The organism is Pseudomonas sp. GW823-FHT05G12 (assembly GCF_058795575.1).
The window spans coordinates 4,488,021-4,502,022 of record NZ_CM179501.1 but is presented as its reverse complement, the minus strand read 5'-3'; the positions used below and the strand labels follow the sequence as shown (position 1 = coordinate 4,502,022).

Here is a 14,002-nt window from a genome sequence, read left to right as displayed (position 1 = left end):
AAAAAGCCAAGACATTCTTCATGTCTTGGCGAAAATAAAGAAGCTTAGTAGGCGCTTACTGCACGCCCCATTACCATGGTCTGTACAATTGGCGAAATGATTTTTTGCCACTCGTAGACCGCCGCATTAGTTACATAAATTGTGTCATCCGGTTTAATCATGATTTGGCGTGCATAAAACAACGCTGCAGGATCGCGCATGTCCAGTCGAAGAACTGTTGGTTTTGCATCAGCGGTGCCTTCAGGCATGCGGAACACAAATACACCTTCTGGGTTGGCATTTGCTTCACGCAGGCCGCCTACGCTGCCCAATGCATCAAGTAAGCTTGTATTCTGAGATGGCAAATCTTTCAGGCCGGGTTCGCCAACTGCACCCATGGCCACAAAACGTTGACGCGCGCGGTCCAGCACGACTTCTGAGTTCGGACGTAGAACCATGTTGTTGCCCGCCAGTACATCTTCATAGTTGAACTGCTGAACCTGGCTGCCCGTGCGAACGGTGACGTTGACCAAGTGCGGTTCTAAAACTGGCCCGCCTGCTTGGTTGACAGCGTCCAGCAATGTCAGCGGTCCTTGAAGTGTACTGAAACGACCAGGTGTCTTCACGGCGCCCGCGACCAGCACTGAACCTGACAAATCCCCTACCAGTTCAACGTGGGTCTGCACATCAGTTGTTACGCCTTTAAGCTGCTTGCGAATCATGTTCTCAACTTGGTTGAGTGTCATGCCGGCTACATACTGACGACCAACGTAGGGTAGCGAAATGGTGCCTTGATCATCGATTCGAGTCTTAAGTTGCGTGCCTCCAGTGGCCAACGGTGCGAACAGCGCCGAACCTTCCGGAGCGTTGTCGGTGATCAGCACATTGAGAATATCTCCGGGCATAAGCCGCGCGGTAGGTGCTACTGGCTTGGCGATACTGGATTGAGCAGGCCGCACGGTGGGGCGCATATATGGCGCAATGGTGTTGGCATTGATCTCGACGAGGTTATACGACTCATTTTTGCTCTCGATATCACCCTTGTATGGGCCTGCGCCCGATAGGGTGCCGCCACATCCAGCCAGGCTTAGGGCTGCGAGGGTCAGTGCTGCCAATTTCAGCTTGAAGTTGTGGGATGCAACAACGGATTTAATCACGATGATCCTCGATAGAAGCCAGGATGAAGCGGGTGATGCCGTACAGCATTAGCAGGCCAAGTAATATGGTTGCCAGGTTGTACAGTCGTTCTGGATACAGGGCCAGTTGGGGAGTGTTGGGGCTGACGACAGTAACCAGAGTGCGAATTTTTTTACTGGCTTCGATACGTGCGTTATCAAGAGCGGCCACGGCTGTCTTATAGCTCTCTTCGGCGATACCTGAATCCAGGGTAAGCTGCTGGAATCGAGAGGCGACAACGTTCAATTGCGAGCCATTGGGCGAAGACACGAGCAGGCGTTTTTCTTTGGCCAGTTGCTGGGTGATGGCGTTGACTTTCTGTATTTGCTGCTTGACCTGAGGTGCATCGGCGCGCAGCTTAAACTGCATTTCAGTGAGAGTTGCCTGTTCCTTGGTGTACTGTCCTTCAAGCTCGGCAATAATACTGGCACGGCTTTGGGCAGTGTTACCGCCGTCAAGTACCTTGTTGATGTTCTGGAAATTTATCAGCTCAGTTTTGCGCTCAGCATAATTGAGGCGTGCAGTTTCCAGTTCACCTTTGGCGAATTTCATTTGCTCGCGGGCAATACTATGACTGACTTCGTTTACGAACTGCTCGCTTGCCTTGAGGATGGTGCGCAGCATTTGTTCTGAAAGCTCTGGTGTGAAGGCTTGCACTTCGACCCGCAGTAGACCTGTGGTTTCGTCATAATGTGCCGAGACCATCCGCTGGTAGTACTTAAGCAAGTCTTCGCGATCGGCATCCTTGTCCAACCAGAAAAAAATGTCACTGCGTTGAGCAGAGTATTGCTGTACCCAGTGGAGTCGGTCTTCGAGCAGTAGCATCATGTCAGTTGACACAATGTACTCGCGCAGGTATAGGGTCTCTTCTCGTGAGGCTGGGTTATTACCTGTCAGCAGTGTGGCTAAGCCGGGGACTTGCGCACCCTGATTGCCGCCGTCCTGACGAACCACTACTTGGGCATAGCTAACGTAGCGGTCGATGGCGAACCCGCCGTAATAAATGGCCGCCAGGATCATTGGCAAGACCACCATGCCAATTGCTAGGCGCCAGCCCTTGAGTTTACCTGTACTGCTCATATGTGATGCATCCTTGAATTGGAACCGTGCTGCGATGTTGGAAAGGAAGGGTCATCCGTTATAGGCTTTTATGCCTTCAGCGACATCGTCATAGATTTGGATACCGCCATCACGTACCAGCAGAACGATGTCGCATAACTTTTCAATTTCCGGCATGGAGTGGGAGACTAAGACGACGTTTGACTTCTGCAATCTCTCCTTGAAAACTTCTGCGCATTTGCGCTTGAACTGCGCATCACCCACCGACATCACTTCATCGATCAGGTAGTAATCAAAGTCGAATGCCATGCTCAGGCCGAACGCTAGGCGTGAGCGCATGCCGGAGGAGTATGTCTTGATCGGTTCGTCTATCCAGTCACCAATTTCTGCAAATTCTTGTACGTATCGAATTTTTTCGCGCATGGCGTCGCCAATTGCGCCGTAAATACGGCACACGAACTTCACGTTGTCGCGGCCTGTCATGCTGCCTTGAAAGCCGCCTGTCAGGCCAACTGGCCAGGAGATGCTGCGATCAGTGACAATTGTGCCAGAGTCGGGCACATCCGCGCCGCCGAGCAGGCGCATAAGCGTCGACTTGCCCGCACCGTTGCGTCCTATAAGTCCGATGTTTTTCCCTGGCGGTATGGCCATTGAGAGATTGCGGAAGACATACCGTCGGCCGTTGGGTGTCAGATACGACTTGGTTACGTTTCTAAGCTCGAACACGTTTGGCCTGTACTTAACCGTTTTTCGTGGAAATCAGGTGCATCCTGCGGGCGCGGTAGGCTCCCAGAGATAGGAACAGCAAAATCAATGTGAAGCTGATGACATAGGTCTCGGACACGCCATCCACCGGGGTGTAATGAGGCAGCACCTCGGCGCGAATCAGTTCAAGGATATGCAGGAACGGGTTCAGCAGTAGCAGAGGCATCATTGCCTGGGGTAGGTAAGACGCAGGAACCAGCACACCTGAAATGAAATACAGTGGAAAGAACGCCATGCGAATAACGATTTTTATGCTAGGAAGGGCGTGAGTGATAAGCGCTAGAAGCATGCCCAATCCAAGCGCAAACATAAGGCCTAACAGCAAGGTGGCGACCCATTGCAATGGGCTTTTGATCGACATATCGAAGCCTACCCATGCGAACCCAAACAGCAGCATGGTGTAAACGGTGACGGCAATGCAGGTCTCGACAATAACGCGTGCGATATATGTATCGAGTGGTTTGATCTGTTTGTAGCCAAACAGCGAACGGTTTTCGCGAAGACTGTCCATTAAACGTAGGGCGGTATTGCGATAGAGCAGGAATGGGGCTAGGCCAACCAAAATGAATACCGGGTATTCAACGCCGGAAACGGTACGGCCTCGTATCAGTGCGAACAGCAGAGAAAAAAGAAGGAGGTGAACCAGGGGCTCGAGTAGCATCCACAGCGCGCCTAGGCGTGTGTCGCCGACACGAGCACGCGCCTCGCGTAGGACAAGGGCAAAGATGACGGATTTCTGGATCTGCAGAGACGAACGAGGCTTCAAGATTGCGACCGCAAAACAATGCGGCGCGCCTAGGCACGCCGGAATTCATCTTCAGGAAAGTCCCGTCCTGCGGGCTATTTCACGCGGATATTCCGGAAACTTCCCTGTTCGTAAGGGGCAGAAGGGTAAGCGTCAGGAGGCATGAGCGTCAAGAGAGGTACACCAATAACGAAGGAAAGTTCTGGCTCGCTGTCTATTTTTAAGACGAATGGCGTAAGCGCCATACCATTCATGGGTTTTTTTTGCAACTGTTAATTCGTTTTGTCCTTGGGGTGCGAAGGACTCAAAGGGCGTGGAGCGCCTGGTCGAGCGCTCCGCTGTTTCGCTAGCTTCTATGTTGTTGCTGCTTCGATCAGGGGCTTGGCGTAGGGGCTACGCTATCTCGTGTTGCTCGGTTCAGGCTTGGGCGCCCTCAGTGTTCGATCTGGCGCTATGTGGGGTTGAAATTTTATTCTAAGCAATGATGTCGAGCATTCTAGCCGCTGAATTTAAAATTGCTTCCGTCAATATGACTCCAGGATTGCTTTACTTCGTTATACAAAGACTTCGTGCCATCTGAAAGGCCTAGCATTTGTGCAGCCAAGTAGGCGTAGGCCGCGCACGGAAAGTTTCGGCGGTTTGTTAGCTCAAATGATAGAATTAAGCAATCATAAATGTCTCGCAAGCTAATTGCATATCCATTTACAATGGCGGATGAGTTTCCTTTGGTGAAGGCTGTTAATAGAAGACTTTTGGCTAGGTAGTAAAAGATGTAGTGGTTGCTTATGTCCATTTCGCTCCAATGGCTCCATGCTGCCATGCCCATAGCTAAAACATCTTTATGTCTTGACTCGCGGGCGGCTAAGCTAAGCGAACTTTGGGAGAAATTATCTCCAAATTGAACCGGCCTACCTGCTACAAGAAATCTAGACCAAGTGATCCCGCTCTTAATAATTTTTGCAGGGTTTCCGCCAATTACGACGTTGCTTGGGTGGCGACCGCTTACAACTGCGCCGGCTCCTACAACGGTGTCATTCGAAATTTGCGCGCCCTTAAGAATTAACGCATTGGTAGCAAGCCAGACCCTGTCGCCAAGAAGGATATCTCGAGAGTAGTTGATGCGCTCTCCATTTTCGGCGAAAATTGAATGCATGTCTGATGAGAGTAGTTGAGGGTTGGCAAATAGGCAGTCTTTTCCAATAATTACATTGCTGTTTTCGGATGCATGAATTTTTATGTCGCCGTTGCAGATTAGCCCCTCGCCGATAATAACCTTACACCCTGGCGCAACGATGATTCGTCCGCGAATCTCGCTCATGCCACCAATTCTAAGTTCGGATCCTTCGCCAATTGTGATGTTTGCCTTGGTTAGTTTGATGTCCAGGCCAAGCTCTAGGATTGAATTGGATTCCATTTCAATCCAGGATGATACCATGTGAAGGTTTTTGTGGTTAACTGTCTTTGGAAGAGAGGCAGTTTTAGAGTAGCGAGACCCCATTAAATAAACCCCAACTAAATTTTGCGTTACATTGTTTAATGATTTTGGCTGAATGGCCTTGGGGTGAAAAAGCAGTTCATGACAGCTATTCATCTTTTCCTGGAACATTGGTCGATTCTGATGCTGTCAGGCCAAGATCCTGAACTCTTCACCTTTCAATCGTCCAGTAAGGTAAGCGGCTTCCGCTCAACCAAAGCTCCAGCCCTTTACTTTCAATGCAATCCAGCATTTCTCGAAGGCGTCTCCAGTATCTTCAACTTTTACACGGTAAGACCACGTTATCAAGAGGAAATGATCTGTGAGCGGCTTACGGGGCTTGGTGATCAGTTCCTTGCGCAGATGCACCATGGGGCAGCGAGGATTCAGCAGGGCTGGGAAAAGTCTACGTGTAACTGATACGAGGAGCTGAGCCCGTCGTCCGATGAGGTGGAGGGGGGGGCTCTGGGCATTCAAGCTGCTAGCGCCGCTGGTCGTCGTCGGACCATTATCTCCTGCGAGATCAAGAGGCGCTGAAGCGCGGCACGTCATATATGGCCCAATGATATATTGCCTTAAGCAATATTTTATGAACTATGCTTAAGTGCCCCATCAATGCTCGAATGTGTAAAATCGCCTCTTTTTCACTTTTCACCATCCCAAAATGATGAGGCTTCAGCAGGTAACTAGCTTAACCTCATCATTTAGGAGCATCTGTTGAAAATCGCGTAAAAGAAGTCAATGGTGGTTAGGCTGGCTTTGGACTACTCTGGATCCAATCAAGAAATAATCAGCGGCGGGAAAGATTTGACCAGGTCATCCAGCGCCTTGATCTGCGCGAGGAACGGTTCCAACTTATCTAATGGAAGTGCGCTAGGACCATCGCACTTGGCCTGATCCGGATTCGGGTGCGCTTCCAGGAATAGGCCAGCCAAGCCCACGCCCATGCCTGCGCGCGCAAGATCGACGATCTGCTCACGTCGGCCGCCGGAAGCAGCACCGGATGGGTCGCGATTCTGCAGGGCGTGCGTCACGTCAAAAATGATCGGCAGGTCATTGCACATGCGCTTCATCACGCCAAAGCCAAGCATGTCTACAACCAAGTTGTCGTAGCCCATGCAAGTACCGCGATCGCAGAGAATTAACTGGTCGTTACCAGCCTCCTTGAATTTGTGCACGATGTTTTGCATTTGCGATGGGCTAAGGAACTGGGGCTTCTTGATATTGACAGGTTTGCCAGTCTTGGCCAGCGCGACCACAAGGTCGGTTTGCCGCGCAAGGAAGGCAGGAAGCTGCAGCACATCAACCACTTCAGCAACCGGAGCAGCTTGATAAATTTCGTGAACGTCGGTGATGATCGGGACGCCGAACTCAGCTTTCACCTTTTCAAAGATGCGCAATCCTTCTTCCATGCCTGGGCCGCGGAAGGAATGGATGGAAGAGCGATTGGCTTTGTCAAAGCTGGCCTTGAAAACATACGGGATGCCCAGCTTCTCTGTAACGCGTACGTATTCCGCGCATGCTTTCAGGGCAAGGTCTTCGGACTCAAGGACGTTGATTCCACCGAACAGGACAAAAGGAACCAAGTTCGAGCATTCGATTGTGGGGGTGATTCTGATCATTTTTTACTCAATATGTCCATGGGGAGGGGCCCATAGGGAGTGGCGAGGGGGTAAGCAGCATTCCCTCGCTACGCGTGGTTGATCCGATTCTACAATTTTTTGCCAGGTTGATCAGGGTTTACTGAGATGGGCGGATCAGGGCAGCTCTGAGCGTAATACATCTGATTTAGGGTGTTTCTCCACCAGAAGAAACGGGCTTTTCCTCGCCCTTAAAAGCTAATCATTCGAGCTTTTCCCTTTCCCACGCGTGCTCAATGCCTATAATGGCGCCGAATCTGAACCTGGCAATGACTGCTGGGTTCAAGCATCACCCAGCATCAAGGATCTCCCTGCAATGGCGTTTTACCGTACACCCCACGATGTCACTGCTTTGCCAACCTGGAAGGCGCTTCAGCAACACCGCGATGCCATGCAAGGCTTCAGTATGCGTGAAGCCTTTAGCAACGATGTCGATCGTTTCGACCGATTCTCCCTGAGTAGCTGCGGCCTGTTCCTGGATTATTCGAAAAACCTGATCACCGACCAGACTCGTGACTTGTTGGTGAACTTGGCCAGCGAGGTGGGCCTTCAGGGTGCGATCCGGTCGATGCTCGGCGGTGAGGTCATCAACGCTACCGAAGGTCGTCCGGTGCTTCACACGGCATTGCGCCGGCCGGTGGCTGACAAGCTGTATATCAACGGGGTGGACATCATTCCTGAGGTGCACAAGGTACTTAACAAGATTACCGATTTGGTCGGTCGTATCCACAATGGTCTGTGGCGCGGCTACACCGAAAAACCGATTACTGACGTGGTCAATATCGGAATTGGCGGTTCGTTCCTTGGCCCTGAGCTGGTTTCCGAAGCGTTGCTGCCCTATGCCCAACGTGGCGTGCGCTGCCACTATCTCGCAAATATCGACGGTAGCGAGTTCCATGAGCTGTCTGCCAATCTGCGCGCTGAAACCACGTTGTTTATCGTTTCGTCGAAGTCGTTCAACACCCTTGAAACCCTGAAGAACGCTACCGCAGCGCGTACGTGGTACTTGGCGCAGGGTGGTACGGAGGCTGAACTTTATCGTCATTTCATCGCCGTCTCGAGCAATAAGTCTGCTGCATTAGCTTTCGGTATTCGAGAGGAAAACATCTTCCCAATGTGGGATTGGGTGGGTGGACGTTATTCGCTGTGGTCGGCAATCGGCCTGCCGATTGCCCTGGCGATCGGTACTGCAAATTTCAAGGAACTGTTATCTGGTGCGCATGCCATGGACCAGCATTTCCAGTCCGCGCCTTTCAGTGAAAACATGCCCGTGTTGCTGGCTTTGCTGGGCGTGTGGTACGGCAACTTCTGGGGGGCGCATAGCCACGCGATCCTGCCGTATGATCACTACCTGCGCAACATCACCAAACACTTACAGCAGTTGGATATGGAGTCCAATGGTAAGAGTATTTTGCAGGATGGCACACCCGTCAAAACTGAGACCGGGCCGGTAATCTGGGGCGGTGTTGGCTGCAACGGGCAACACGCCTACCACCAACTTTTGCATCAAGGCACTCAGCTGATTCCAGCTGACTTCATCGTACCAGTAGTGAGCTTCAATCCCGTAGCGGACCATCACCAGTGGCTGTACGCCAACTGCCTTTCGCAGAGCCAGGCGTTGATGCTGGGCAAAACGCGTGATGAGGTCGAAGCTGAACTGCGTGGCCAAGGCTTGAGCGAAACAGATATCGAAAGGTTGGCACCACACAAGGTAATTCCAGGCAACCGCCCGAGTAATACCTTGGTGGTCGAGCGCATCAGCCCACGACGTTTGGGTGCCTTGGTAGCCATGTACGAACACAAAGTCTTCGTTCAAAGCGTTATCTGGGGCATCAACGCGTTTGACCAATGGGGCGTGGAACTCGGCAAGGAGTTAGGTGAGGGGGTCTATCAGCGCTTGAACGGGAGCGTTGAAGAGAATGCTGAAGATGGGTCCACGCAGGGACTGATCAACCACTTCCGCAGTCGGCACCGGGGTTGATTCTTCCTAGCGCCAAGAGTCTTTAACGGGTGTAGGTAGGCGTAAGCTTGAAGCCGAACAGAGTTTTTATCGTTTAAATGCTATCGTAAGTCATTCAAATGTATAGCCTCTGCCATGGTGACGCTCGCTTTTTGAAGCGCTATGAGTAATCGAGGCGTGCCAATTACGGCGCGTCTCCCTTAACGTGAAACGATGAAAATCCTTAACCTCAAGAAGTTGTTTATGCCTGATATTTCAGCAGACACAGCCAGCCTTATCCATGCCATAGCCTCTGCCACTGCGGTAATCGCTGCGCTGATCGCCGCCAGTGCGATGATCATTGCCCATATGACCTCGGATGTAAAAAGCCAGCAAACCGAAGTGCCCGTTTCGCGGGGGGCGCAGGTGGTTACTGTTGTCCAGGAGTCGGACGTGCAGGCCAGGCTGGAGATCGAGCAGCTCATGGAGCAGAACGATGCGCTCAGGGCCGAACTTGAGCGCGAGCGGGCCGGGCGGTTGAAGCTGGAGGCCAGCCTGAAGCCCAGAGCGCTGACGCCGCAGGCGCATGATGCGTTCAAGGCATTGGCGGGCGAGCTGAAGGCTAAGACGCTGGCGCCGGTGGTGTTGCTGAATATCCACAAAGATGACAAGGAAGCTGTGCGCTTTGCCAAGGAAATTGCCGTTGCGCTGACCAAGGCGGGTGTGCAGGTTCAGATCAAGCAATTGGCTCTGCAGAAGCACAATACCGGTACCCAGGTGGTCGTTTATGCCGGGGTGGGCGGTGACGAGCTTGAGCAGGCATTCAAGACCGCTGATTTTGCCTCGGATATCAAACGCTCGGGGCAGAGCCCGCGGGTGAAGGTGGATGATGGGGATGCAATTGCCATTTCGGCGTTTATCAGTGTTTATCCGCGCAGTGAGATTTGAGCGGCGGGTGGGGGCTGTGATCCTGTAGGCATGGGGTGGATGGCACCGGCGGTGCCGGTGTTCGCGGGCGCGCCCGCTCCCACAGTGTGGGGGCTTGGCCAATGCAGTGGTTTGCCCTCGTCACGACTGGCCTGATAAAGCCCATTTCTTCGACTGCAAGCGAGGCGTAGCCTCGCCTGGTCTCGCGTCATTCCCTTCAGTGGTGCCTGTTTTTCGCAATCTCGATGTCGTTCATCAGGGCTTTTGCGGTGGCCAGCAGGTAATCCGCTGCGCCCAGCATCTTGTGGTCGTCTTCCATGTCACCTTCGCGTACCAAGTGCTTGCAGTAGCCCAGCAGGACGGAGACGTGTTCATAGGCGTCATCGACGGGGATGCCGGGTTGGACGCGCAGCAGGTCCAGGGTGGGGTTGCCGGCTTCGAGGAAGGTTTCGATGCCTGCGGTGAGGAGGGGGGATTGGTTGTTGTTTTTCATGGTAGTTGCTCCTGATAGGTGGAACTGCCACGCAGATCTTTCTCACGGACCAGGGCGGCAGTCGTACACGGGGTGAGAAACCGAGGGAGCTACAAAGCTCGGCCAGACCGAAGTCTGCCCGCGTACGACTGCCATGACAGGCAAGTCAGGTAGCTCGCATCAGGTTCTCACACCCGGTCACCAACATGGCGACCCGGTGACGTTATCCCTGAGACATTTCCCCGACAATTCAGCTGCTTCTGACTGGCACGTAGGATAGTTCGCTTGGTTGTCCGAGCTGAAGAGGTGGGGCGGGGTTTCAGGAAAGTCTGACGTGCGGAATGTGCATTCCAAGGCAAATCTCTTCGCGGTGATTGTTGACTGTTGTTGGGGGGGCACGCGGAAGGGGGGCTGCTGGCCAGTTTTTACTGGGTGTTCAGCGGGGCTGCGGATATCGTATTCGCGGGTGAACCCGCTCCTACGTCGAGCGGGGGTGGGCTCAGGTCGGGGTGGGGGCGCTGGCCAGTTTTTACTGGGGGGTTAGCGGGGCTGCGGATATCGTATTCGCGGGTGAACCCGCTCCTACGCCGAGCGGGGGTGGGCTTAGGTCGGGGTGGGGCTGGTGGCCAGTTTTTACTGGGGGGGCAGGGGGGGCGCGGCTGTCGTATTCGCGGGTGAACCCGCTCCTACATTGAGCGGTGGGGGGTGGTCCAGGTGGCCAGGGCTTCGCGTATGCGCGCGCAGGCTTTGCCATCGCCATAGGGGTTATGGGCGAAGCTCATTTCGCGGTACGCCGCCTCATCGGTCAGCAAGGTACTCAACGCCCGCACAATCGATGCCACTTCGGTGCCCACCAGCTTGACCGTACCTGCCGCCACGGCTTCTGGGCGCTCGGTTGTATCGCGCATCACCAGCACCGGTTTGCCCAGGGCCGGTGCTTCCTCCTGAATGCCACCCGAGTCGGTCAGAATCACATAGGCCCGGGTCATGAGGTAAACGAACGGCAGGTAATCCAGCGGTTCGACAAGGTGGATGTTGCTTATATCCCCCAACAGCCGGTTGACCGGCTCGCGCACGTTGGGGTTGAGGTGCACCGGGTACACCACGTCCAACTCGGGGAATTGCCGCGCAATCTGCACCAGGGCCTGGCAGATGCGCTCGAAGCCGCCACCAAAGTTCTCGCGCCGGTGGCCGGTGACCAGCAACAGCCGGCGCTCGGCTGCCAGGTAGCTGAAGTGGCTGGCGAAACGGGCCTTCAGCGCGGGGCTTTGCAGCTTTTGCTCCACCTCCAGCAAGGCGTCGATCACGGTGTTGCCGGTGGTGAAGATGTGCGCCGGGGCGGTGCCTTCGCGCAACAGGTTGTCGCGCGAGGTGGCGGTGGGCGCGAAGTGCAGCGCGGCAAGGGCCCCGGTCAGGCGCCGGTTGCCTTCTTCGGGCCAGGGTGAATACAGGTTGTTGGTGCGCAGGCCGGCTTCTACATGGGCAATGGGGATTTGCTGGTAGTAAGCCGCCAGGCTGGTGGCAAAGGTGGTGGCAGTGTCGCCGTGCACCAGCACCACGTCGGGCTTGAACGCAGCCAGCACCGGTCGGATGCCTTGCAAGATGGCAGTGGTCACACCGGTCAGGTCCTGGCCGGCTTTCATGATGTTCAAGTCGTAATCGGGGCTGATGCCGAATAGCTCCAGCACCTGGTCGAGCATTTGCCGGTGCTGGCCGGTGACGCACACGCGGGCTTCGAAGCGGCTGTCCTGGGCCAGTTGCAGGGCTAACGGGGCCATCTTGATGGCTTCTGGGCGGGTACCGAAAACAGTCAGGGTCTTGAGGGGCACGGCAGTGATCCTCTTGCTCGGGTCCTTGAAGCAGGCCGGTTTCCATTGCTCAAGAATCTAGCAGGCGGGCAATGGCGTGCCAGTTTGCCGGGGGGAGGCTTACCGACTGGGGAAGGGCGGTTTACCGGGCGGGCCTTGTTCGGCGGGCGTTGTAGGAGAATGGCCGGGCAATGGTGGGCAGCGGGTATCGGACAAACGGGGATTTGGCTACAGGCACAGGGCCAGGGCCTTGTGCGTTCAGGGCCGGGCCGAGCGGGGCGGAAACGGCCACGGTTGGTGGGTGGGCGAAGTTGAGCGTTTTGCTGACCGATTCGGTAACCATTCGCCGGGGGGCTTGGGTATTGTGCGGCCGGGTTACCCGCTAGGGTTGGTTGCGCAGCCGAAGGAAAGCGGTTGCTGGAAAATGACCAACCCAAGGAGTGTTGACCATGCGCAATAACGTTCTGTCGTACCTGCTGCTGCCGCTGTTCGCCAGTCTGTCGTTCTCCCTGAGCGCCGCCCCGGCCAGCACCATGGCTGTGCCCGAACCGGTGCCAGTGGTGGCCCAGGCCCAGGCACAGCAGGCGCCAAGGCTGGACTTGAACACGGCGGATGCACTCACCCTGCAAAAGGAGCTGAACGGCATTGGCAAGGCCAAGGCGGAGGCTATCGTGGCCTACCGCGAGGCCAATGGGCCGTTTGCTTCGGTGGATGAGCTGCTGGAGATAAAGGGGATAGGCAATGCGTTGCTGGAGCGCAACCGGGACAAGGTGATGGTGGAGTAAGCGGGCAGGGGCCGGGGTGATGCCCTGGCCCGGCCTTTAGCGGTCCTGCGCGTCCTTGGCATCCGCTTCGGCATTACGCTCATGTACCTTGCGCAGTTGTTCTTCGGTCAGCGGCAGTTTCTTGGCCGTGTCGCGCAGCAGCATCAACCCGCCGACAATCGAGCCGAGGGCTATGATGAGTATCAGCCAGGCATACCAGGGCATTGTCGTTCTCCTTAGATCGGGCCGTGGGCAACGGTTACATGAATTTTGAGCAATTGCCCGTTCCGTTGGTTCAATTATAGGTGCCAGGCCTTGTTGGGCCAATTCCGTGACCTGCGGGCCCCAAAGCCTGCGCCACTTCGTTTACAATGCGCGCCGTTTTCGACTTGCCAAGAGACCCTGCCCATGTCCGCCTGCCAGACGCCCCTGATCGTCGCCCTGGATTTCCCTACCCGTGAGGCCGCCCTGAAGCTGGCTGACCAGCTTGACCCTGCGCTGTGCCGGGTGAAGGTTGGCAAGGAGCTGTTCACCAGCAGCGCTTCGGGCATTGTCGAAACCCTGTGTGACAAGGGCTTCGAAGTGTTCCTGGACCTCAAGTTCCACGACATTCCCAACACCACCGCCATGGCGGTAAAGGCTGCCGCCGAGATGGGCGTGTGGATGGTCAACGTGCATTGCTCCGGTGGCCTGCGCATGATGGCGGCCTGCCGTGAAGAACTGGCCAAGCGCAGCGGCCCGCAGCCGTTGCTGATTGGCGTGACCGTGCTGACCAGCATGGAGCGTGAAGACCTGGCCGGCATTGGCCTGGATGTCGACCCCCAGGAGCAAGTGCTGCGTTTGGCGGCGCTGGCGGAAAAAGCGGGTATGGACGGTTTGGTGTGCTCGGCGCTCGAGGCCCCGGCACTGAAGGCGGCGCACCCCTCGCTGCAATTGGTGACCCCGGGCATTCGCCCGGCGGGCAGCGCGCAGGATGACCAGCGCCGTATCCTCACCCCGCGTCAGGCACTGGATGCCGGTTCGGACTACCTGGTAATCGGCCGGCCGATCAGCCAGGCTGCAGACCCTGCGCAAGCGTTGGCAGCGGTGGTGGCGGAGATCCGTGGGTAATTAACCTGCGGCTGTCCAGCAAGGGCCTGTGCCGAACCACCGATGCCTGTGTCGAACCCCTGATGTGGCTGCACCCCCGATCCGTGTGTAGGAGCGGGTTTACCCGCGAATACGGTAGCGGCGGCAACGGTGAACGGCCGGTGG

General features: G+C 55.3%; 13 protein-coding genes. 4 read left to right on the top strand and 9 right to left on the bottom strand.

Annotated features, from left to right (window positions below):
* Positions 1-44: 44 nt before the first annotated feature.
* The 6 genes from AC3RCM_RS20610 to kdsA all read right to left on the bottom strand — a co-directional run bounded on the left by AC3RCM_RS20610 (position 45) and on the right by kdsA (position 6,820).
* Entirely contained in the window at positions 45-1,136 is a 1,092-nt protein-coding gene (locus AC3RCM_RS20610; protein ID WP_104962331.1) for a polysaccharide biosynthesis/export family protein, read from the bottom strand.
* Complete coding sequence (locus AC3RCM_RS20605) at positions 1,129-2,235, bottom strand: KpsE/RkpR family capsule polysaccharide export protein (protein WP_104962330.1); 1,107 nt, start codon at positions 2,233-2,235, stop codon at positions 1,129-1,131. Before AC3RCM_RS20605 ends, AC3RCM_RS20610 begins: the two co-directional genes overlap by 8 nt.
* 51 nt (positions 2,236-2,286) lie before the next feature.
* On the bottom strand, positions 2,287-2,865 hold the full coding sequence (locus AC3RCM_RS20600; protein ID WP_256597865.1) for an ABC transporter ATP-binding protein: 579 nt from the start codon (positions 2,863-2,865) through the stop codon (positions 2,287-2,289).
* A gap of 88 nt (positions 2,866-2,953) precedes the next feature.
* Positions 2,954-3,745 carry an ABC transporter permease gene (locus AC3RCM_RS20595; RefSeq protein WP_104962328.1) on the bottom strand — a complete coding sequence of 264 codons (792 nt, stop codon included), beginning with the start codon at positions 3,743-3,745 and terminating at the stop codon, positions 2,954-2,956.
* Between the two features lie 475 nt (positions 3,746-4,220).
* Positions 4,221-5,330: an acyltransferase gene (locus AC3RCM_RS20590; protein WP_158682569.1), complete on the bottom strand. Its 1,110-nt coding sequence runs from the start codon at positions 5,328-5,330 to the stop codon at positions 4,221-4,223.
* A 647-nt stretch (positions 5,331-5,977) separates the two neighbouring features.
* Positions 5,978-6,820, bottom strand: coding sequence for a 3-deoxy-8-phosphooctulonate synthase (gene kdsA, locus AC3RCM_RS20585; protein ID WP_104962326.1), 843 nt, complete (start codon positions 6,818-6,820; stop codon positions 5,978-5,980).
* 334 nt (positions 6,821-7,154) lie between these two features.
* Between kdsA and pgi the strand changes: the two genes are divergently transcribed.
* Positions 7,155-8,819 carry a glucose-6-phosphate isomerase gene (pgi, locus tag AC3RCM_RS20580; protein WP_104962325.1) on the top strand — a complete coding sequence of 555 codons (1,665 nt, stop codon included), beginning with the start codon at positions 7,155-7,157 and terminating at the stop codon, positions 8,817-8,819.
* 192 nt (positions 8,820-9,011) lie between these two features.
* Positions 9,012-9,725, top strand: coding sequence for a hypothetical protein (locus AC3RCM_RS20575; RefSeq protein ID WP_492629104.1), 714 nt, complete (start codon positions 9,012-9,014; stop codon positions 9,723-9,725).
* A 196-nt stretch (positions 9,726-9,921) separates the two neighbouring features.
* Here the strand turns inward: AC3RCM_RS20575 and AC3RCM_RS20570 are convergent, their stop codons facing one another.
* The gene (locus AC3RCM_RS20570) at positions 9,922-10,197 is read right to left on the bottom strand and encodes a DUF3077 domain-containing protein (protein WP_020193848.1); all 276 of its coding nucleotides are present in this window, start codon (positions 10,195-10,197) and stop codon (positions 9,922-9,924) included.
* Between the two features lie 665 nt (positions 10,198-10,862).
* Positions 10,863-12,005 (bottom strand): non-hydrolyzing UDP-N-acetylglucosamine 2-epimerase, encoded by a 1,143-nt coding sequence (gene wecB, locus AC3RCM_RS20565; RefSeq protein ID WP_492629103.1) that lies wholly within the window; start codon positions 12,003-12,005, stop codon positions 10,863-10,865.
* A 428-nt stretch (positions 12,006-12,433) separates the two neighbouring features.
* Between wecB and AC3RCM_RS20560 the strand changes: the two genes are divergently transcribed.
* Positions 12,434-12,769, top strand: a complete 336-nt coding sequence (locus tag AC3RCM_RS20560; protein WP_020193049.1) for a ComEA family DNA-binding protein — start codon at positions 12,434-12,436, stop codon at positions 12,767-12,769.
* Positions 12,770-12,805: 36 nt separating this feature from the next.
* Here the strand turns inward: AC3RCM_RS20560 and AC3RCM_RS20555 are convergent, their stop codons facing one another.
* Entirely contained in the window at positions 12,806-12,973 is a 168-nt protein-coding gene (locus AC3RCM_RS20555) for a DUF2897 family protein (protein WP_010952850.1), read from the bottom strand.
* 183 nt (positions 12,974-13,156) lie between these two features.
* On the opposite strand from AC3RCM_RS20555, the gene pyrF reads away from it, so the two are divergent.
* A complete protein-coding gene (gene pyrF, locus AC3RCM_RS20550) occupies positions 13,157-13,858 on the top strand; it encodes an orotidine-5'-phosphate decarboxylase (RefSeq protein ID WP_010952851.1) in 702 nt (233 codons plus the stop codon).
* The last annotated feature ends 144 nt before the right edge of the window (positions 13,859-14,002 follow it).